The organism is Vibrio sp. ECSMB14106 (genome assembly GCF_000972265.1).
Classification (GTDB): domain Bacteria; phylum Pseudomonadota; class Gammaproteobacteria; order Enterobacterales; family Vibrionaceae; genus Vibrio; species Vibrio kanaloae.
Window position 1 is genome coordinate 41,995 of the sequence record NZ_LAUM01000001.1, and the last position, 19,766, is coordinate 61,760.

Here is a 19,766-nt window from a genome sequence, read left to right on the forward strand (position 1 = left end):
CATCGTGAAACGACAGGATTCACGTCAAGGCCTTGGGCTCAAGGACCACTTAACAATCTTATAAGTTCATCTCACCACGTAACACTTGTTGCATCTGAGTCTTCACTTCTTCATAGCTCAAGCTCTGGCTTAATAGATAGTGTAACTTCGCTAATGCCGCTTCTGGGGTCATATCGTAACCACTGATTACACCTGCTTCCGCTAAGGCACAGCCTGTTGCGTAACCCCCCATGTTGACTTTACCCGCCAAGCATTGAGTTAAGTTCACCACAATGACACCTCGCTCTGAGGCCTCTTTTAAGTGTTGAAGAAGTTCGGGGTTTTGTGGCGCATTACCGACACCAAAAGTAAGCAGAATCATTGCATTCACTGGTTGCAACAGCGTGTTGCGGATCACTTCGTGTGAGATGCCTGGGTACATTGTGATCACGCCGATAGGTTGCGGAGTAATGTTATGAACCTTAAACGCACCTCTTGGTTGTTCGTTTACTTTTACGTTATTGCTAAGTTGGATGTTGATACCCGCTTCTAGCAATGGGGTCAGGTTTGGGGAAGTAAACGCATTGAAGCCATCAGCGTGTGATTTGGTGCTACGGTTACCACGCATCAACTTGTTGTTGAAGAACAGTGTCACTTCGTTGATAGGGTAATTCGCCGCGATGTGCAGTGCGTTCAGTAGGTTGGCTTGTCCATCTGAGCGTAGCTCTGCGAGTGGAATCTGAGAGCCCGTTACAATCACAGGCTTGCCTAGGTTTTCTAACATGAACGACAGCGCAGAAGCGGTGTAAGCCATTGTGTCAGTACCGTGCAAGATCACGAAACCATCGTATTTATCGTAGTTCGCTCGGATATCATCAGCGATAGTCTGCCAATCAAGCGGCGTCATATCTGAAGAGTCCATTAACGGAGAGTATTCATGTATGGTGTACTCAGGCATCTCTGGGCGATGGAATTCAGGCATGCCAGCTAGCTGCTTATCCATGAAACCTGCGACTGGGACATAACCGTGATCAACAGATTTCTGCATGCCAATAGTACCGCCAGTGTACGCGATATAGATGTGTTTTCTTTCCATAGCGATTAATACTTAGTGTGATATAGGGAACAGGAGGGCAATTATAGCGGATTGTCATGCAATAAAAAGAGGCACCTAACACAGAGGCGCCTCTTGGTTATTGGTTTACCTTATTGAACTTGGCAGTTTAAGCAAAAAGCATAACGGCCTTGTGGGTCGTTAAAGCTGCCTAACAGCTGGCTATCTTGAGCTAACTGCTGAGTAACTGGCTGTAAACTGCTAGGTATCATGGATTGAATATCAAGACCAATCGACATCTGGACTTGATTCATGAATTCTTGAATAAATTGTTCAGTTGCTGAAAGAGGCTCTTCCACCCAGTAAATGTTGTAGGTTTCTAACTCGGCAAGTGAAGCCGCCGCTGCAATCGCATCATCAAAATCACCAATTTCATCGACTAGGCCTCTCTGCATCGCATCTTGACCTGTCCATACTCTACCTTGAGCGATCTCGTCGACGGAACCAATGTCCATGCCGCGATTTTCTCCAACCAAGCTGATGAAACGGCGGTAGCCATTTTCAATGCCCATTTGAAAAGCGTCTTTAGCGCCATCACTTAGTCCTGTCGTAATACCCAAATCGGAGAAGGGTGATGTGCCAACGCCATCAGTGTAAACACCAATGTCATTTAGTCCTTTTTCGAAGGTCGTGATGACGCTGAAGATACCAATCGAGCCAGTTAGTGTGGTTGGTTGAGCTAAGATCTTGTCCGCGCTCATAGAGATCCAATAACCACCAGAAGCGGCAAGGCTAGACATGGACACGACAACAGGTTTGCCTGCTTGTTTGATTGCTTCTATTTCATTACGTATTACTTCTGAAGCAAATGCGCTGCCACCGGGGCTATCTACTCGAAGTACGACGGCTTTCACTTTGTCGTCGTTACGAGCTTGGCGAAGTAGTGCGGCAGTCGTGTCCCCACCAACCGTACCACGTGGTTGCTTACCATCCATAATGGCACCACTGGCAACAATTACAGCAACATCATGCGATTCACTTGTTAGGTCTGGAAGCATCGTTGCACGGTATTCGTAGTAGCCAAGCGCGTTGTAGCTGTCTTGACCATCGCTGCCAAACACGTCTGCAAGTTTGAGTCGTACTTGCTGGCGAGTCGCTAGCTCATCAATTAAGCCAAGCTTTTCTGCCAGTTTTGCGATATCACCGTCTACTGACTCAAGGTCTTCCAAGAATGATTCCATGCTTGGGTTTAGAGTTTTAGCATCTATTTGGCGATTGTTGGTCACGTCATCGACGTATGCACCCCACAGTTGGCCTAGCCAACGTGATGCTGACTCTTTGGAAGCATCTGACATGTCGTCACGAATAAAAGGCTCGATTGCAGACTTGTAAGTGCCTACTCGGAACACATGTGTGTTCACGTCTAGCTTCTCTAATAAGGTTTTGTAATAAAGTGAATAAGCGCTGTAGCCTTTAAGAAGGACACCACCATCTGGCGACAAGAATACTTTAGTCGCGTAGCTCGCTAGGTAGTATTGGCTCTGGTTGTAAAAGTCACCTACCGCATAAATCGGCTTACCAGCTGCTTTGAACTCGTTCAGTGCCTTAGCAATGTAACGAAGCTTGGTTAGATTGGTTTCTGGTAGCTCTTTAAGCGCTAACACAATGCCCGTTACGTTTTCATCGTCTTTGGCGTAGCGAATCGTTTCAACAATATCAAACAGTACGTTTTCTTTCGGAAAGTCTTTACCAAGCAATGACCCTGTTACGGAGTCCATCGGGTTGATATAACGGCTTTGTTCTACAATTGGACCCGATAGGTTAAGTACTAAAGCCGATTGTTGTGGAACGACCGGCTTAGTCGTAGTCGAGTGGAAGTATACAAAGTAAATGATGGCGATACTGAGTAAAAAGATGATGTTAACAAGCGCAAGACGCACAAACGTAATGAGCTTCCAAATCCCTTTAAAAATCATACCGATAAATTTGAATATTTTTTTCATTCTTTCTCCACGGTGAGATAACGTTGCCCGAACAAGCCGTAAACCATTAATCTCATAATATTAAGCTGCTTATTATCCTACGATAATTCCCAAGCTCAAACTACACCAAGAATAGTTTATCGATATATATTCTCATTAAGTATAGGGTCTATTGACCTTTAGAGTTGGCTTTTGAAGCATTAAAATTCAAAGCACTATGATCGGTGTTACAAAAATGTAAACGGCTGTTTGAACTTTTGATGATTGAACTATAGTGTGGTCAGACCACAAGGATAAAATAATAGAAGTGATGTCTGCCATGTACCCACATTTACTTGAACCACTCGATCTTGGATTTACTCAGTTACGTAACCGTGTATTGATGGGATCAATGCACACAGGTTTAGAAGAAAATAAAGAAGGCCTACACAAACTCGCCGCGTTTTATGAAGAGCGAGCAAAAGGAGGCGTTGGTCTTATTGTTACCGGTGGTTTCTCCCCTAATTTACGTGGCAGATTGACCCCATTTAGTGCTGAATTCAGCAAGGTTAAACACGCAAAAGCGCATCAAGTTGTTACCGAAGCCGTACACAAACATGGTGGTAAAATTGCGCTTCAGTTATTACATGCTGGTCGCTATGCCATGCATCCATTCGCGCAAAGTGCTTCGGGCATCAAAGCGCCAATCGCTAAGTTTGCACCGAGTGAGATGAGCCCTCGTCAAATTAGGAAAACTATTGATGCCTTTGCGAACAGTGCTGAGCTAGCTCAAGTCGCTGGTTACGACGGCATTGAAATCATGGGCTCTGAAGGTTACTTAATTAACCAATTCATCTGTAAACGTACCAACATGCGTTACGACGAATGGGGCGGTTCTTATGAGAAGCGTATGCGTTTCCCACTGGAGATTGTTAAATCGATCCGTGAGGCGGTGGGTGATGACTTTATTATTATTTTCCGACTGTCGATGCTGGATTTGGTTGAGCAAGGCAGCACCTTTGAAGATGTTGTTCTACTGGCTCAAAAGCTAGAAGAAGCCGGCGTGACCATTATCAATACCGGTATCGGTTGGCACGAAGCGCGCATTCCGACCATCGCGACGCAAGTACCACGAGGCGCGTTCTCTTGGGTGACGGAAAAAGTGAAACCATACGTATCGATTCCAGTGGTGACTTGTAACCGGATCAACACGCCAGAAGAGGCTGAACGCATCCTCAGTTCAGGACAGGCCGACATGGTTTCAATGGCGCGTCCTTTCTTGGCGGACCCGGACTTTGTTAATAAAGCCGCTCAAGACCAAGCGCAGTTCATCAATACCTGTATCGGTTGTAACCAAGCTTGTCTTGATAACGTGTTTAAGGGTAAACGCGCGAGCTGTTTGGTTAACCCACGCGCTTGTTACGAAACCGAAATTGTTGTGCAACCAGCTCAAGCGACTAAGACTATTGCGGTTGTCGGCGCAGGCCCTGCAGGCTTAGCGTGTGCGACGACCTTAGCGCAGCGTGGACACAAGGTTGACTTGATTGAGAAAAATGACCGTATCGGCGGCCAGTTTAGATTGGCCATGCAGATCCCAGGTAAAGAAGAGTTTAGAGAAACCATTCGTTACTTTGCTAACCAAATCGATGCATCAGGCGTCAATTTAAAACTGGATACCGAAGCGACGTTCGAGATGTTGTTGAAGTACGATGAAGTGGTGATGGCAGCAGGTGTAGAACCAAGAAAGCTCGATATTGAAGGCATTGACCAAGAAAACGTGGTTGATTACCAAACCTTGATTCGCGATAAGACACCAGTAGGAAAAAAGGTCGCAATTGTTGGTGCTGGTGGTATCGGTATTGATGTGGCAACTATGCTGACAGAGCCGACTTCACATAGCTTGGATGACTGGCTGCATGAGTGGGGCATCGATAAGAACATGGAACACCCAGGCGGGCTTTATCCTTACCCTGATTCGTTCAGCGATAAAACGGTGTGGGTTATGCAGCGTAAAGAAGGTCGTGTTGGTAAAGGCCCGGGTAAAACGACGGGCTGGATTCATAAACGTACGCTAGAAAAACGAGGTGTGAACCTACTTGGCGGCGTGAGCTACAACAAAATTGATGACCAAGGTCTGCATATCAGCGTTGGTAAAAAAGACCAAGTGTTGGATGCCGATTCCGTTGTTGTGTGTGCAGGCCAAGTATCGGTTCGACCATTTGAAGGCATGTGGCAAGAGTTTGGTGGCAAACTGCACGTGATAGGCGGTGCCGATTATGCCGGTGAGCTGGATGCCGTACGTGCAATTCGTCAAGGTGTTGAGCTAGCTATCAAGTTATAGAATCAGCTATCAAACTGTAATTTTATCGGCAGATATTGTTACTTAATGTGCTGAGTTAGATTTTGAACAAGGCTCCTAAGTCATAGATTTAGGAGCCTTTATTGTTTCTAATCTAGGTTAAAGAGACAGTCGTTGAGATTTATTATCGTTTGTATTCTGTGCTAAAGTTCAAGTATATAAATAATAAAGAAATAGTAAGGACTTCAAATGGATGCTTTGGATCTATTGCTTAACCGACGCTCTATCGCAAAACTCTCTGATCCGGCACCTGAAGGTGTCGCGTTAGAAAATATAATCAAAGCGGGCTTACGTGCTCCAGACCACGGTGCACTAACACCTTGGCGCTTTGTGATCGCACAAGGGGCAGGGTTACAGAAGCTTTCTGATATCTTGGTTCGTGCTGCTGAAGCGGACGAAAGCGAAGAAGCGGTCATTGAGAAAGTAAAAAAAGCGCCGTTTCGAGCTCCAATGGTGATCACTATCATCGCAAAGGTAACTGAGCACGAAAAAGTGCCAGCGTTCGAACAACACCTGTCTGCTGGCTGTGCTGCGCAAGCAATGCAAATGGCCGCTGTCGCGCAAGGTTTCCAAGGTTTTTGGCGTTCAGGGAAATGGATGTTCCATCCAGAAGTTCACCAAGCATTTGGCCTAGAAGGCGATGACGAAATTGTTGGTTTCTTATATTTGGGTACTCCGGGCTGTACGCCAATGAAAGTGCCAGAGCGTGAATTCTCAAAGTTCGTCGAGTTCTTATAGATCTCGTTAGGAAAATAGCTATACAACGAATTGTTGAATGCTAACTGTATAAACAACCAGTTTTCCTTGATTTCTAGGGGCCACATTAGATAATGTGGCCCTAATTGTTTGTAGCATCTGGAAAAACATGTCTCGCCTTATTATTGCTGAAAAACCAAGCCTAGGCCGCGCGATCGCCGCCGCTCTACCGAATCCACAGAAGAAAGACCAAGGGTTTATCAAATGTGGTAATGGGGACGTGGTGACTTGGTGTATTGGACACTTATTGGAGCAGGTTGAGCCGGATGTTTATGACGACCGCTATAAGAAATGGAACTTGGCCGATCTTCCTATCGTGCCAGAGCAATGGCAGCTAAGGCCACGCAAGACATCCAGCAAACAGCTCACGGTGATCCGAAAGCTATTGAAGGACGCCACTCAAATTGTCCATGCAGGTGACCCGGATAGAGAAGGGCAGTTGCTGGTTGATGAAGTGATTGACTACTGCAAGGTGTCTAAGGCCAAGAAAGAGTCGATGGATAGGCTGCTGATTAGTGACTTGAACTTGCCAGCGGTAAAGCGAGCGCTCTCTCAAATGCGCAGTAATCGTGATTTTATTCCACTGTCTATTTCGGCTTTAGCACGCTCTAGAGCTGATTGGTTGTATGGAATGAACATGACTCGTGCTTATACTTTACTTGGTCAAAAGGCGGGTTACCAAGGCGTATTGTCGGTAGGGCGAGTACAAACCCCTGTACTTGGTTTGGTGGTGAGACGTGATGAAGAAATCGAAAACTTCATTCCGAAAGATTATTTTACTCTGCATGCGCTGATCCCTTATCAAAACAACGGCCAGAGCTTTGATATTCGAGCGCGTTGGAAACCAAGCGAAGCATGTAAACCATGGCAAGATGAAGAAGGCCGAGTGCTCAATCGAAAACTGGTTGAGAACGTTGCTAACCGAATTGCGAATCAACCCGCGACGGTGACGGAATCAGAGCAAAAGCAAAGTAAACAAGCTGCGCCACTGCCTTACTCGTTGTCAGCTTTGCAGATTGATGCGTCTAAGCGATTTGGCATGAGTGCTCAGCAGGTACTCGACACTTGTCAGTCATTGTACGAGAAACACAAACTCATCACCTATCCACGTTCTGACAGCCGATACTTACCCAAAGATCATTACTCACAACGAGAGTCGGTCGTGGATGCTATCGCTAACAATGCGAAAGAGCTGCAAAGTGGTGCTCAAGGTGCGGATCTTTCTCTTAAATCCAAAGCATGGAACGACAGTAAGGTCGATGCTCACCACGCGATAATTCCTACTCCGAAAAAATCATCGGTGAACGGCTTGTCTGCCAATGAAATGAAAATCTATCAGCAAATCGCGCGCCAGTATCTAATGCAGTTCTACCCACCTGCTATTTTTGCCGATGCTAAGCTAGTCTTTGATATTGCTGGTGGTGTGTTCATCGCAAAAGGACGTCAGCTTATCAACCCCGGTTGGAAAGTGTTGATGGGCAAAACAGACACCGAAGAGAAAGGTGATGGCACGGATACGGTGCCTCCATTAGACAAAGGAACCGTACTGACGTGTCGTGAAGGTGTGATTGGCGATAAGAAAACCGAGCCGCCAAAACACTTCACGGAAGCGACCTTGCTACAAGCGATGACAGGTATCGCGCGCTTTGTCGCGAACAAAGACCTTAAAGCCATTTTGAAAGAGACCGACGGCCTTGGCACAGAAGCAACCCGTGCGGGCATTTTAGATACTCTATTCAAAAGGCAACTGCTAACGCGCCAAGGTAAGAGCATTCATAGTAGCCCTGCGGGCAGAGGTTTGATTCATGCCTTACCTGAGGATTCGACCTTCCCAGACATGACGGCACATTGGGAGCACCAGTTGCAAGGCATGGCAGAACGAAATCAAGCGTATCAACCTTTCATGCAAGCGCTAGAAAGCAAGATTGATGGTTTGATGGGCAAGGTAAAAACAGGCGAAGTTCCTGAGTCTCTGCGTCATCTTCCTAAAGTCGAAAGACCGGCTTTTAAACGTCGCAAAGGCGGTGGTGCGAAGTCTTATGCCAACAAAGGTACGTATGCCAAGACAGGTTCGTATGCTAAGAAAGGCACTTCCGCTAAGAAGGGCACTAAAAGCTAAGACTTATTGAGGTTGGGATTAACGTCCGACTTTACGGCCACAACGTTTAAACAGCTGCTGCCAATAGTCGACATGGCGACGAGTTGATGCTCGAAATGCTTGATGTGCATCTTGAATGGGAAAGTAATAACTGTGCAGTTCAGGTTGCGCGTCAAACATCCCCAGTTGCGGGGCTAACTGTTGATAGTAGCCATCCAGTTGCGCCATGTAAGGCTGAACCTTACCTATGTACTGTTGCTCGAACACATTGTTGAGATAACGAAACTTGGTCGTGTCTCGTTGTTTACCACAGATGATGTTGGCATCAAAAGTTGTCAGCTGTTTGGTAATGGTATCAAGTTCGGCCGAAGCTCGCGTGAGCGAGTAGTACAAATCCCCAAGGGTCGAACTCTTCTCTAGTACTTCTTGAACCTCAATGGTTTTGTCGGAAACGAGCGATGTGTTTAACGCTTGATTGATGTGTTCTAAGGCATCACTGGTTTGTCGTACCTGATCGCCGATATCAGCGCGTAACCACTGACTACCCCGCATTTGTGACTGCATCGCATCACTGGCATAGATGAGATTCCATTGGTGCAATGGAAACTGTGCGAGTTTCTGTTGCTCAATTTCTTTGAGTAATTCTACGATCTCTGGGTCTAATTCATTACTGGATAAACATTTACCCACACCTGCAAGTAGCGCGACTTGATAATCGTAATTACGAAACTGATCCGCGACCTTGCCCAGAACCGAATTTCTTTCTGCAATCAGATTGAACAAGCCACACTGGCGAAGCTGATAGCTGTCGATGAGACCGATAGAGAGTGTGGGCACGTCAAGCAGCAGTTCTCGTTTTCTCGGTAGGCTTTCAAACTCCCAATCCTCTTTGAGTTCTTCAGCATCTTGTACTCTGGCTATCTTGGTTTGGTAGTTGTCGAACAAGTCGCCGGGGCCATCACTGAAACAGCCAGCTAGCATCACTGTTAGACAAAACAGCGTTGAGTGCTTAACTAGGTTTGAGAGATGCCCTGTATTCATCTGTGGATTACCAGTCTATTTCGCTGCCATCGAAATTGAAGAAGTGACCACTCACTTCGGTATTCGCTGACTCGATGACTTTTATAAGACCAGAAGCTGAGGTGTCGGTGTCGATCAGAGCATTAGGGCCTCCCATTTCAGTCTGTACCCAGCCTGGATGAAGTGCTAACACCGTAAAGCCATTCTCGGTTAAGTCGTTGCTTAGGCTCTTCACCACGGAGTTTAGAGCGGCTTTGGAGGAGCGATAGATATAACCGCCGCCTGAGGTGTTCTCGGTCATGCTGCCGACTTTAGAGGATAAACAAGCGACCTTTTTGATATCGCTGTGTTCTAATAAAGGCAATAGCGTTTCGACAAGTTTCAGCGGAGCAATGGTGTTGACTTCGAATACACGACGCCACTCTTCAACATCGGTATTACCCAGCCCATAGCCTTTAGGACCATAGTAGCCAGCATTGTTAATCAAGACATCAATCGACGGAATTTGAGAGGAGAGTTGGCTCACCGCTTGGTAATCGGTTATCTCTAATTGAATACAGGTCAGGTTGGTGTTGTGCTCTGCGAGTGAGAGCAGTTCTTTTGCTGAATTGGCATCACGGTAAGTCGCGTACACCTTGTGATTACCTTTTAAGTATTGTTGAGTCAGGCTAAAGCCAATGCCGCGGTTCGCTCCAGTAATAAAAATTACATTCATGGTGATTCCTTTTCAGTTCAATTAGTTAAGTTTGATGGCTTAACACGAGAAAATCAACGGTCCACCAACTGGCCATTAGCATTCCTACAAAAATCATTATTGCAGCCATCGAGCCGCAGATCACCCCAAGGATGAGTATTACGTTTTTCATTGTTGCCTTTGAAATGCATTGTGGATAATGATAATTGTTATCATTAATTAAGGTTGTCGCCAAGTCTGAGGCTGTTATGATTTTAAGAAAGATACGCAATTAACTTGATTATGATTCCTTTAATTTACCACCCAATCTATTCGCAATTACCTTTACCTGAAGGTCATCGTTATCCGATTAACAAATATCAGTTGTTACACAGTGCAGTTAAGGTGCTAATGGATAGCAGTCCACTATGGAACAGCAAGTTTGAAGTGTTCCAGCCCACGCCGGTTTCGGTTGACCAAGTAAAACAGGTTCACGATAGCGAGTATGTGGATTTGCTTGTTTCTGGAAATCTACCCGCAGCAAAGATGAGACGCATCGGCTTCCCGTGGAGTGAGTCACTTATTGAAAGAACGCTCTATTCTAGCGGTGGAACCTGCTTGACCGCGGAAATGGCGATAGAGTGCGGTTTAGCGATTCATTTGAGTGGTGGTTATCATCACGCGCATCATGACTTTGGAAGCGGTTTTTGTTTGTTGAACGATTTGGTGTTGGCGGCAAAGCACGCCTTGACCTTTGAGCACATAGATAAGGTGCTGATCGTTGATAGTGACGTACACCACGGTGACGGCACTGCGACGCTTTGCCAAGAGAATGACGACATCATTACTTTGTCGTTCCACTGCGACAAAAACTTCCCGGCACGAAAACCGCTATCTGATTTAGATGTGCCATTAAGCCGTGAAACCGAAGATGAAGAGTTTCAGCGCTGTTTCGCACAAGTCACCAAACTGGCAATTGCTCATCACCAACCGGATCTCATCATTTATGATGCGGGTATCGATATCCATCAAGACGATGAACTGGGTTATTTGAATGTTTCCACACAAGGGATATTTGAACGTGACTGCTTCATGATCGGCTTAGCGAAATCAGAATCTATTCCGATGGCCTGCGTAGTCGGTGGCGGATATCGAACTCAACATCAAGATTTGGTGCCGATTCACATGCAGTTATTGAAAGCGGCTTATCATGTTTACGATTAGCTTCAAATTAACTGCTGAAAGCGCATTAAAAAGAGGATTTTGAAGAAGCGCCTGTTGCACCAAAAAAGACATGGCTTGCACCATAGCTATACATATAAAGTACTTTTTTATTAATTAGTTACGTATTCGTGTGATTAATTATGGTCTGTAAATTGCTTTACCCTATGTGAATATAAAAACACAAGGGATGTACATGAACCTGAAGGATAAGGAACGCAGTTGGCTTAATTGGTTTGGCGCAACAGGGAAACTGGCAATGCGCAGGGCTTGTCTCCTAAACCGAAGTAGGGCGGAAGAGCTTGAGCAAACATTTGAAAGTATCGCTCATACTCGAGTTCAACTTCTTCATAATTGGGTGAAGAACCAATGGGGTTTTTTAGAGGACTCTGCCGTTTATTTAGCAAGTAGAACAGAAGAGCAAGCTGAAGGTACATTGTCGAGTCTTCTTAAGCGCAGCACGGACTTTTCTGAATTGGCGATTGTCGATTCGAAAGGCGTTGCGCAAGCATCGAGTTATCACGACCATATCGGAGTAGCTCTCGCAGATAAGAAAGCTTTAGTCGAAGGGACATCAAAGCGTTATCTACATGGCCCGTATATGGATCCACGCACGTTGAATGTAGGGGCATCGAGTTCATCGTTTCATGATCAAGTCACGCTGATGTTTTATGTCCCCTTTTCTCGGGACGAAGGGACACAGCTGTTTTTATGTGGTCGGGTTCCAAATGATGTTATTGGTGACATTATTCAAAGAGAAGCGGGGCATATTTATAGTGAGTCGGGTGACAACTATATCTTTATGGTCGACTCTATTCATGATCCTCACATTCAGCCGGGTGTGGCGCTCTCTCGCTCTCGCTTTGAAGACAATACCTTTTCACACGGTGAGAACTTAAAACAAGGGATTCATACTGATTGGGGAACGGTTAAGATCCAGCAACACACCGAATTTGAGATTCGTTTTACGGACCCCGCCACCAATCAACTTCACCCTGGCGTAAGAGAAACCATCAAAAATGGTAGTAACCTGTTTATCGGTTACCCGGGGTATTCCGACTATCGCCACATACCGGTTATCGGCAAAGGTATCACTTTTCAACTGGATGGCTCATCTGACACTTTTGGTATGATGTGTGAATCCGACTTAGAAGAGGTCTACAGAGACCGAAGTCTAAGCTACACCTTATCTAAACACTTTATCAGCTGCATGTTACTGCCTCTATTTTTTCCATTACTGCTTGCTAATTTCTATACGCTCACTCCTTTGATGCAAAGCGGTGTTATGTTTGCTTGCGCTGGTCTCGCCCTTGGTTTATTCCGTTTCGTGAGTGCTAAGCCGTTAGCGAATAAAATTCACGAAATGACCGGGGTGATGCGAACCTTAGCCGAAGGTGATGGCAACTTAAGTCGGAGACTTGACCCAACCACATTCAGTCATAATGAACTTGGTAATTTAGGACGCTGGACTAACAGCTTTATCGACAATTTAGACAGCACAGTTAGTGAATTGATTCATGCCAGCCACGAAGTAAGGGAAGTGTCGGAATCTATGTTTCGTCGCAGTGTCGTGATGAAGCAAACCAGTGATGATGCATCACAAGCGTTAAGCAATATGCTTCAGTTGAGTCAGCATCAACAGAGTGAAATTACTCATGCGAGTGTCTCAGCAACGCAAATGGATACGGTGATGAAACAAGCCGTCCTGAGCGCGGAAAAGGAATACAAACAGTCTGTCGAAGGCATGGAGATTGTTCGCAATATCGTAGAAAGCTCGGCGCATAGCGTGAATGAGGTGAATAATGAAATGACCAAGGTGTCTGACATTATAGATATCATTACTGACATTACCGCGCAGACTAACCTTTTGGCCTTGAATGCGGCCATCGAGTCGGCAAGAGCAGGTGAACACGGGAGAGGGTTCTCTGTCGTCGCTTCTGAAGTAAGAACTCTGGCTGATCGTACTTCACAAGCCACTAACCATATTAGTGACCTAATGAAAGAGCTGCATAGTAAGTCTCGCAGTGCTGTGGAATCCATGGAGCGAGGTGTTGAGAATGTGAGTAAAGGAAACTTAACAGTCGACTCAAACGCCCGCAGTGAACAAATTCAAGCAGAGGTGATTGATCTCTTTACCACGATGTCTAACTTAGATGAAAACAGTCAGAAAAACGGACAAACGGCAGATAAAGCCCAACGTTCAATATCTGACTTACAACTGTCTACTAAGCAACTCGCACGTCGAGTCTCGTTAATGGGTAATGCATTGAGCCGCTTAGACCAATTGATTGGACGCTTTGAAGTGAGCCGAAAGGTGGCGTAGTAGAAACTACGTAAGCTCTTTACGCAAACGCCAGATACAAAAAAGCCGCTGATTTCTCAGCGGCTTTCTTTAATGTGGTGGAGGGATAGGGATTTGAACCCTAGAACCGCTATTAACGGTTGCCGGTTTTCAAGACCGGTGCTTTCGACCACTCAGCCATCCCTCCAGTGGCGTGAATAATATAAGGGGTAGAGGAACTTGTAAACCCTTAATTTTCATAATTTTGTTTGGTTGCTTATTTTCTAATCGCTCATGGTTATAAAAAAGGAAGCGACTGGCTTCCCTTTTATAATTGACGATCATTTAATCATTTTTTGTGTAGAAACGCTGTAGCTCAGTAAGGCCTTGCATCAATACAGGTAAGCGAGGGCTGATATCTTTTAGGCGTTTATAGTTTTGGTCGTATAACTTGTAATTACCAAATTTATCTAACACCGTTGTTTGTTTGTCTGTGATTAGGGCTAGCTCACGAGAGTCGCCAGCTAAAATCCATTTCCTATTACGTTCATCAAACAGATTGCGCCCGCTGCTGAAATCGGTGGGGTTCGAAGATACCCCCAGTAATTCTTGCATTAACGTGACAGACACGTCCAGATGACTTGAGCGATGAGTGTACTCAGATGGTGACTTACCCGGCCAGCTGATAAACAAAGGAACCTGTAGTTGGTAACGACTATAGTTAGAGTTGGCACCCCAGCTATTCGTTTTAGTCTCATTAAATTCTGTACCGTGATTTGAGGTAATGATGACAACAGTATTATCGCTAAGCTCTAAACGTTCTAGTTCAGCATAAATAGTAGACAACTGCTTGTCAGCTGCTTGTGCTGATTTTTTGTAGTCAGCAGCAAAGCGTTCTTCAGTGCTTAACTCAGAGTCAGAATTTAAATCGTAGTTCGAAAAGTTATCAAGTGTAGTCAGCTCAATAAAGTTGAACCAAGGACCTTTGGTTTTTGGTGACTGAACCCAATCAGACCATGCTTGAATAGCACTCTGATCATTGAGAGTCGCTTGCTCTGGTGTCACTTCACGACCACGGAAAATAATTTCTGAATACAGTGGGTCTTCAAAGTTATCACCACTGAACGCAGCAAATTTATAATTATGATGCTCTAACACATCTAATAGCACGGCGCTTGAGCCTTGTGCTTTGATGCTGCTTGAATAACTACTTGGCAGGCCGTAAAACAAACCAAAAATACCATACATATCGTTACTTGAGCTGTAATGATTTGTGAAGTTGATTGCTTGTTGAGAAAAGGTGTAGCTATTTGGCATTGCTGTTGCGTTTAATGCATCAGAACGAAGGTTGTTTACACTTACCATCAGGATGTTTAGGTCATCACTGCGACGGTTGTATTGAATTTTTTCTAGCGGATAGCTAACTAAATTTACGCTTTCTTTGTTCTCTTCCAAGCGCTGTAGGTACTCTTCACGATCTAACAGACCATGTTTTTCCATAAAGCTTTTCGCTGTCATTGGGTAAGACAGTGGGAAGTTGGCTTTTTGGCTTGTTATCGGGTTATAGAAAAAGGCATCAGCCCACATATAAGTGAGGTGACTGCTGATGAAGCATAAAAAGAAAACTGCCGCAATTGGTCGGCCGATGTGCTTGTGAGATAGTTTACGCTGTTTACGCCAAACCCATTCAGACAGACCTAGCTGTAATAAGAAGATAAGTGGCATAACAATGAAGAGGTGTTGCAAATCAGAAGTGAATGCAGACTCCTCTCCACTAAATAAAACCTCCCACACGACAGGTGTCAGGTGGAGGTTTATATTTTGATACGTTTGGGTATCAATTAGCAGGACAGTTAAACCTATGGTCGCGAAGCAAACGGCAACCAAACGTAATAACTTCCTCGACGGAAGAACAAAAGTGAGCGGAAACAGCACTAATAGATAGAGCGCGAAGACTAAAAAGCCAAAATGACCAACCCATGATGCAGCCAAATAAAATTGACCCAATAGGGTTTCTGGCCAAGCAGATTGAGTAATATAACGAGTACCGATCAACATCGCAGCAATGATGTTGAAAAATGCAAACCAGTGACCCCAACCAACCAGTCGAGATACGCGATCGCTATATGAGTTTGCGCTGTCTACCATTTATAATTCTTTTATCCGTCAATCAAACTTAGTGAGACTTTTTATCTTCAAGAGAAGAAATCAAAGCTTCGGCAAATTTTTCAGCAATTCCTTTGCGCTGTGAAGCAGCAACGTTCTGATTTAAGACATTGGTTGCGATATTTCCAGCGATCATCAGTGAAAGTTCTGGTGAAGCTTTGTGCTTAGATAACACGGCACCTACTTCAGCTAGGATTTTTTCAACTTGATCATCTGTATATTTAGATGTAATCGGCATAAGGACTCTAATAATGATAGTAAAAGCGGCTTATGATAACCTACTATGCACAACAACTGAAACCTGAACGGTAATATTTTCACTATGAGCCTTCACCTTTCCAACGTAATTTTACATCAACTAAGCAAGAATGATCAGGAAGAGCTGATTGTTAACTATCGTGCTGAATCTTTAGAAAACGATGCTTCATCTGAAAGCCTAGTCGCTGAACTTCATCGAGTGTTCAACTCAAAAGCAGGCAAAGGGTTTGGTTCTTTCAAATCCGACAGCGAATTCCAGCAGTCGTTGCATGAATTTCGGGCGGGAGAGCAAAGTTTCTATGATTTTTCTCAGAAAAGTGCGCTACGTCTAAAAGATGAACTTTCAAAATACCCTTTTGCTGACGAGGGTACTTTGGTGTTAGCCGAATACCAATCACTGGCAACGGACTATCTTTTTATTGGTTTGTTACCTTCGAATCAAAGTCTGAAAGTAACGGAAGGGCTAGACATTAGCGCGACTGACTACCTTGATATTTCAAAGATGGACATCGTCGCGCGTCTTGATCTTTCTACATACGATACAGATAAAGAATCGAATCGTTACCTTACTTATATTAAGGGGCGTGTTGGGCGTAAAGTTGCTGATTTCTTCCTCGACTTCCTTCAAGCCGAAGTGGGTTTAGATGCTAAGCAGCAAAACCAAGTATTGATGCAAGCGGTAGAAGATTTTGTTTCTGACTCTAAATTAGAGAAAGAAGAAGCGATTAGCTATAAAAAGCAGGTGGCGGATTACTGCAATGAACAGCTAAAAGCCGGTGATGAGGTTCAAGTTCGTGAGCTTTCAGGTGAATTACCAGCAAGCACTGATGGCACTAGCTTCTTTGACTATACTAGTGAACAAGGCTACGAGTTAGAAGATAGCTTTCCTGCAGATCGCGCAACTATGCGTAAACTAACAAAATTTGTTGGTGCTGGTGGCGGTTTGAATGTTAGTTTTGATAGTCTGCTTCTTGGTGAACGTGTTTTTTACGATCCGGAGACAGATACACTAACGATTAAAGGTACGCCCCCGAACTTGCGTGACCAATTGACTCGTAACAAGTCATAACACCTGTTCATAGATAATAGCGGCAGCGGGATGTTGTCGCTTATTTTTCGCTTTACACTCTCTGATAACTGCAATGGTGTGAAGTCGATACGCACAAGGAATATTGATGGAACAATCAGTGGCAATGCCCCATCGCTTTAAAAAGCCTGCAACTTTCTTGGTTGTACTTCTGACTCTATGGTTGCTTCCTGCGTTGGCCATCCTTCAGCTTAGCCGTTCTTATAACCATTCCCTTGCTCAAATCGAAGAACTCGGCATTCGTGTTACGGAGTTAAGGCAGTCGCTTTACTTTTCTGAACCGCTTCGAGTTTCTCGTATTAATGACTTAGCCCTTGATGCACAGTTAGTGTATTCGATTCGATTACAGATTGAATCTGATTTTCAACACACATTCTTTCAGCCTGATGTTAATCAGCTACTTTATGTTGTGGACCAATTTCTTGAGAAGTTTGATGAATTCATCCCAATAGAAAGTCAGGTTCAAGGTCTTGTCGATAACATAAAGATATTACGCGCTGATACTGGCCTGTATCCTGAGCTAAAACCATTACTGAATGAACTCGGTGTGGTTGTTTTTGAAGCCATGTATTCCGACACTCATCGTTCATCAGCGACTTATCGAGCTTTTGATTCTATTTTGAATAAGTCTTATTCGTTAGAAGACGAAGAGAAAGATGCTATCCAACAGTTACTGGCTGACGCTTCCGTATTGTTGGGTGATTATGCTCGGATAAATTTTCTGGTTGATAAAATTAAGAAAAACTCGGTTAACGAACAGATCATTAAACTCGAAGCTGAATTTAATGATCGGCAATTCAATCTTTTAACTGTCATGCTAGCCTTAAGTTTGGTTACGATAATAGCGTTGGTTTGGTGGGGAGTTAGCTCTAAGCGAGCGATGCAAGAAGTAGATAAAGAACAGGACCGGGAGCCTGAAATGAAGTCTAGTCAGGACAATGTCCCCCCGTTTTCTAGTGCAGAATATTGTGCGTTTGAAGAACCTGATGACAATGTAATGTCCTCGGCTATCAAGCAATCCGAAAATGACTCTTACCTATCGGAAAGGGACTCACGGGACCAAAACTCCGAGCTTCAGCCTCCAAAGCAACCTGGCGTTGCAATACAACAAACTATTCAGCACAACACAGAAGAGGCGCAAATGTCTGAGGGGTATATTGTCAGCGTGACGGATTCAAAGCCTGAGATTGATATCGAAGAAATGTTAGACACGCTCGATGGTGATGTTGAGTCCGTTGAATTGTTGCTTGGTGTCTTTGTACAAGATCATGCTGACGATTTCGCTAAGTTCCAATCTTTGCTCACTCAAGATGAACCTGCTGCTGCTCGTGTTGTACATAGCCTAAAAGGTGTTGCTGGTAGCATTAAAGCGTCCAGATTAGCGATCATTGCCGCAAGTATTGAAATGACAATGAAACAATCTAGACCTATCAGTGAACACGATTTAGAAGAGCTGGAACAGGCGATTCAGGCTTCAGTTGACTCTGCTATGGCATATTTAGAATAATCATACTAATTTTGTGGGAATTTTGACAATACTCTGACGAAGTGATCATACAATCCGCGCCATTAGTCTTTGTCAAAGGTGGATATGTTGCGTGTTTCTAGTAAGTGTTTGATGGTGTGGTTATTTATCATAGTTCTAAGTGGTTGTTCTCTATTAGAAGTTAAGTTAGATAGCCAAACAACACCGCTGACTCAACAAGAGCTCAATGCTCGGATTATGACGCGTGAATACGCTAGAATTTTCTTTACTCGCGTGGAAGATTCTGCGGATCTCATCGCTCAATCTTATCCTGACGATGATACCTTACACCAATCTTATGTTCTGCTTTGGAAAATACATGCAGAGCAGGGACTTCAGCAAGCGGCTTACCAAACTTCTCCGACTTCAGCGTTAATTGATTCGTGGGTATTTACTGCTCAAATGGATCAATTTTATACGCAAGGTGATGGTGCCGACCTATTCGAAACTGATCATGCAGTAGAAACCGCTCACGCTCTTACTCAAGAAGCGGAAAAATTGGCAAAAGGCGTATTGAGTACTAGTGACTTTAAGAAGAGCCAAGCGTTTGTCGAGCAGTTTGCTGCTAGCTATCCATTTAAAAATCTCACATTCAGGATTACGCCCGCTTACCGTGATTGGCTTACTTACTTAGGTAAAGACGAATCTCAAATCGTGCAAAATTTGGGAAGCATGCCAGAAGCAATGAGTGATGCATCAGACCGTTTAAGTGTAATGGCTGATCAGACGCCAAAGCTGATGTCGTGGAAGGCCGAATTGGTTGCATTGAACAGCTCACTAACGGGTGAAGATCTGTCTACGACGTTGGAAAGCCTTCGTCAAACATCAGCAAGCATGCAAGACTTTATCGAAAATAACCCTGAGTACATGCGAACGCTGGCTTCTATTCTGTCGACAGAAATGCAGCCATTGCTAAACGATTTTAGTGATAAAACCGACCAAAAATTAGCGATGCTGAGCGATGAACGCGTGGCACTGGAAAAGATGGTGACGCGTGAGAGAGAAGCTTTAGTACAGATGATTGAGAAAGAGCGCATTGAGATTGCAGGTATTGTGACTTCAGAAAGAGAGCTGTTCACTCAAGATCTAGACCGTGTTTCTCAAGAAGTGGTCGTGCTTGCGATTGATAAGCTAATGGAGTTAATCAAAGGTGTGATTATCTACTTCATCCTGTTTATCTTGGTGGTGTTCTTTGCACCGTTAGGCATCGGTTACTGGTTGGGGAAACGAACCGCCAACAAATAAGTAAATTCCTAATTCAGTAACTAAGTAGATCAAAAAAGAGCGCTCTAGGGCGCTCTTTTTGCATGTAAATCATTAACGTTTGA

General features: G+C 44.4%; 14 protein-coding genes and 1 tRNA gene. 8 read left to right on the plus strand and 7 right to left on the minus strand.

What is annotated here, in order from left to right; genetic code table 11:
• Positions 1 to 58: 58 nt before the first annotated feature.
• Together ansA and sppA are read right to left on the minus strand one after the other, a co-directional pair.
• A complete protein-coding gene (gene ansA, locus WR49_RS00195) occupies positions 59 to 1,075 on the minus strand; it encodes an asparaginase (RefSeq protein WP_017056472.1) in 1,017 nt (338 codons plus the stop codon).
• Positions 1,076 to 1,185: 110 nt separating this feature from the next.
• On the minus strand, positions 1,186 to 3,036 hold the full coding sequence (gene sppA / locus WR49_RS00200) for a signal peptide peptidase SppA (protein ID WP_017056473.1): 1,851 nt from the start codon (positions 3,034 to 3,036) through the stop codon (positions 1,186 to 1,188).
• A 289-nt stretch (positions 3,037 to 3,325) separates the two neighbouring features.
• On the opposite strand from sppA, the gene WR49_RS00205 reads away from it, so the two are divergent.
• The 3 genes from WR49_RS00205 (at position 3,326) to WR49_RS00215 (ending at position 8,228) form a co-directional block, all read left to right on the plus strand.
• Positions 3,326 to 5,335: an NADPH-dependent 2,4-dienoyl-CoA reductase gene (locus tag WR49_RS00205; RefSeq protein ID WP_017056474.1), complete on the plus strand. Its 2,010-nt coding sequence runs from the start codon at positions 3,326 to 3,328 to the stop codon at positions 5,333 to 5,335.
• Between the two features lie 207 nt (positions 5,336 to 5,542).
• Complete coding sequence (locus tag WR49_RS00210) at positions 5,543 to 6,091, plus strand: NAD(P)H nitroreductase (protein ID WP_046222676.1); 549 nt, start codon at positions 5,543 to 5,545, stop codon at positions 6,089 to 6,091.
• 127 nt (positions 6,092 to 6,218) lie between these two features.
• Positions 6,219 to 8,228: a DNA topoisomerase III gene (locus tag WR49_RS00215; RefSeq protein ID WP_046222677.1), complete on the plus strand. Its 2,010-nt coding sequence runs from the start codon at positions 6,219 to 6,221 to the stop codon at positions 8,226 to 8,228.
• 18 nt (positions 8,229 to 8,246) lie between these two features.
• Here the strand turns inward: WR49_RS00215 and WR49_RS00220 are convergent, their stop codons facing one another.
• A complete protein-coding gene (locus WR49_RS00220) occupies positions 8,247 to 9,248 on the minus strand; it encodes a DUF3080 domain-containing protein (protein WP_046222678.1) in 1,002 nt (333 codons plus the stop codon).
• A gap of 7 nt (positions 9,249 to 9,255) precedes the next feature.
• Positions 9,256 to 9,942, minus strand: coding sequence for an SDR family oxidoreductase (locus tag WR49_RS00225; RefSeq protein WP_046222679.1), 687 nt, complete (start codon positions 9,940 to 9,942; stop codon positions 9,256 to 9,258).
• Between the two features lie 261 nt (positions 9,943 to 10,203).
• On the opposite strand from WR49_RS00225, the gene WR49_RS00230 reads away from it, so the two are divergent.
• Together WR49_RS00230 and WR49_RS00235 are read left to right on the plus strand one after the other, a co-directional pair.
• Positions 10,204 to 11,124: a histone deacetylase family protein gene (locus tag WR49_RS00230; RefSeq protein ID WP_017056479.1), complete on the plus strand. Its 921-nt coding sequence runs from the start codon at positions 10,204 to 10,206 to the stop codon at positions 11,122 to 11,124.
• Positions 11,125 to 11,317: 193 nt separating this feature from the next.
• On the plus strand, positions 11,318 to 13,444 hold the full coding sequence (locus tag WR49_RS00235; protein ID WP_046222680.1) for a methyl-accepting chemotaxis protein: 2,127 nt from the start codon (positions 11,318 to 11,320) through the stop codon (positions 13,442 to 13,444).
• 75 nt (positions 13,445 to 13,519) lie between these two features.
• On the opposite strand, the gene WR49_RS00240 is transcribed toward WR49_RS00235, so the two are convergent.
• The 3 genes from WR49_RS00240 to WR49_RS00250 form a co-directional block, all read right to left on the minus strand.
• Positions 13,520 to 13,610, minus strand: a tRNA-Ser gene (locus WR49_RS00240).
• Positions 13,611 to 13,747: 137 nt separating this feature from the next.
• Positions 13,748 to 15,550, minus strand: a complete 1,803-nt coding sequence (locus WR49_RS00245; RefSeq protein ID WP_017056481.1) for a DUF3413 domain-containing protein — start codon at positions 15,548 to 15,550, stop codon at positions 13,748 to 13,750.
• A 28-nt stretch (positions 15,551 to 15,578) separates the two neighbouring features.
• Positions 15,579 to 15,806 (minus strand): YejL family protein, encoded by a 228-nt coding sequence (locus tag WR49_RS00250; RefSeq protein WP_017056482.1) that lies wholly within the window; start codon positions 15,804 to 15,806, stop codon positions 15,579 to 15,581.
• A gap of 84 nt (positions 15,807 to 15,890) precedes the next feature.
• Between WR49_RS00250 and yejK the strand changes: the two genes are divergently transcribed.
• The 3 genes from yejK (at position 15,891) to WR49_RS00265 (ending at position 19,683) form a co-directional block, all read left to right on the plus strand.
• On the plus strand, positions 15,891 to 16,895 hold the full coding sequence (yejK, locus tag WR49_RS00255) for a nucleoid-associated protein YejK (protein WP_017056483.1): 1,005 nt from the start codon (positions 15,891 to 15,893) through the stop codon (positions 16,893 to 16,895).
• Between the two features lie 106 nt (positions 16,896 to 17,001).
• Positions 17,002 to 18,420, plus strand: a complete 1,419-nt coding sequence (locus WR49_RS00260; RefSeq protein ID WP_046222681.1) for an Hpt domain-containing protein — start codon at positions 17,002 to 17,004, stop codon at positions 18,418 to 18,420.
• Between the two features lie 84 nt (positions 18,421 to 18,504).
• Positions 18,505 to 19,683, plus strand: a complete 1,179-nt coding sequence (locus tag WR49_RS00265; protein ID WP_046222682.1) for a hypothetical protein — start codon at positions 18,505 to 18,507, stop codon at positions 19,681 to 19,683.
• The last annotated feature ends 83 nt before the right edge of the window (positions 19,684 to 19,766 follow it).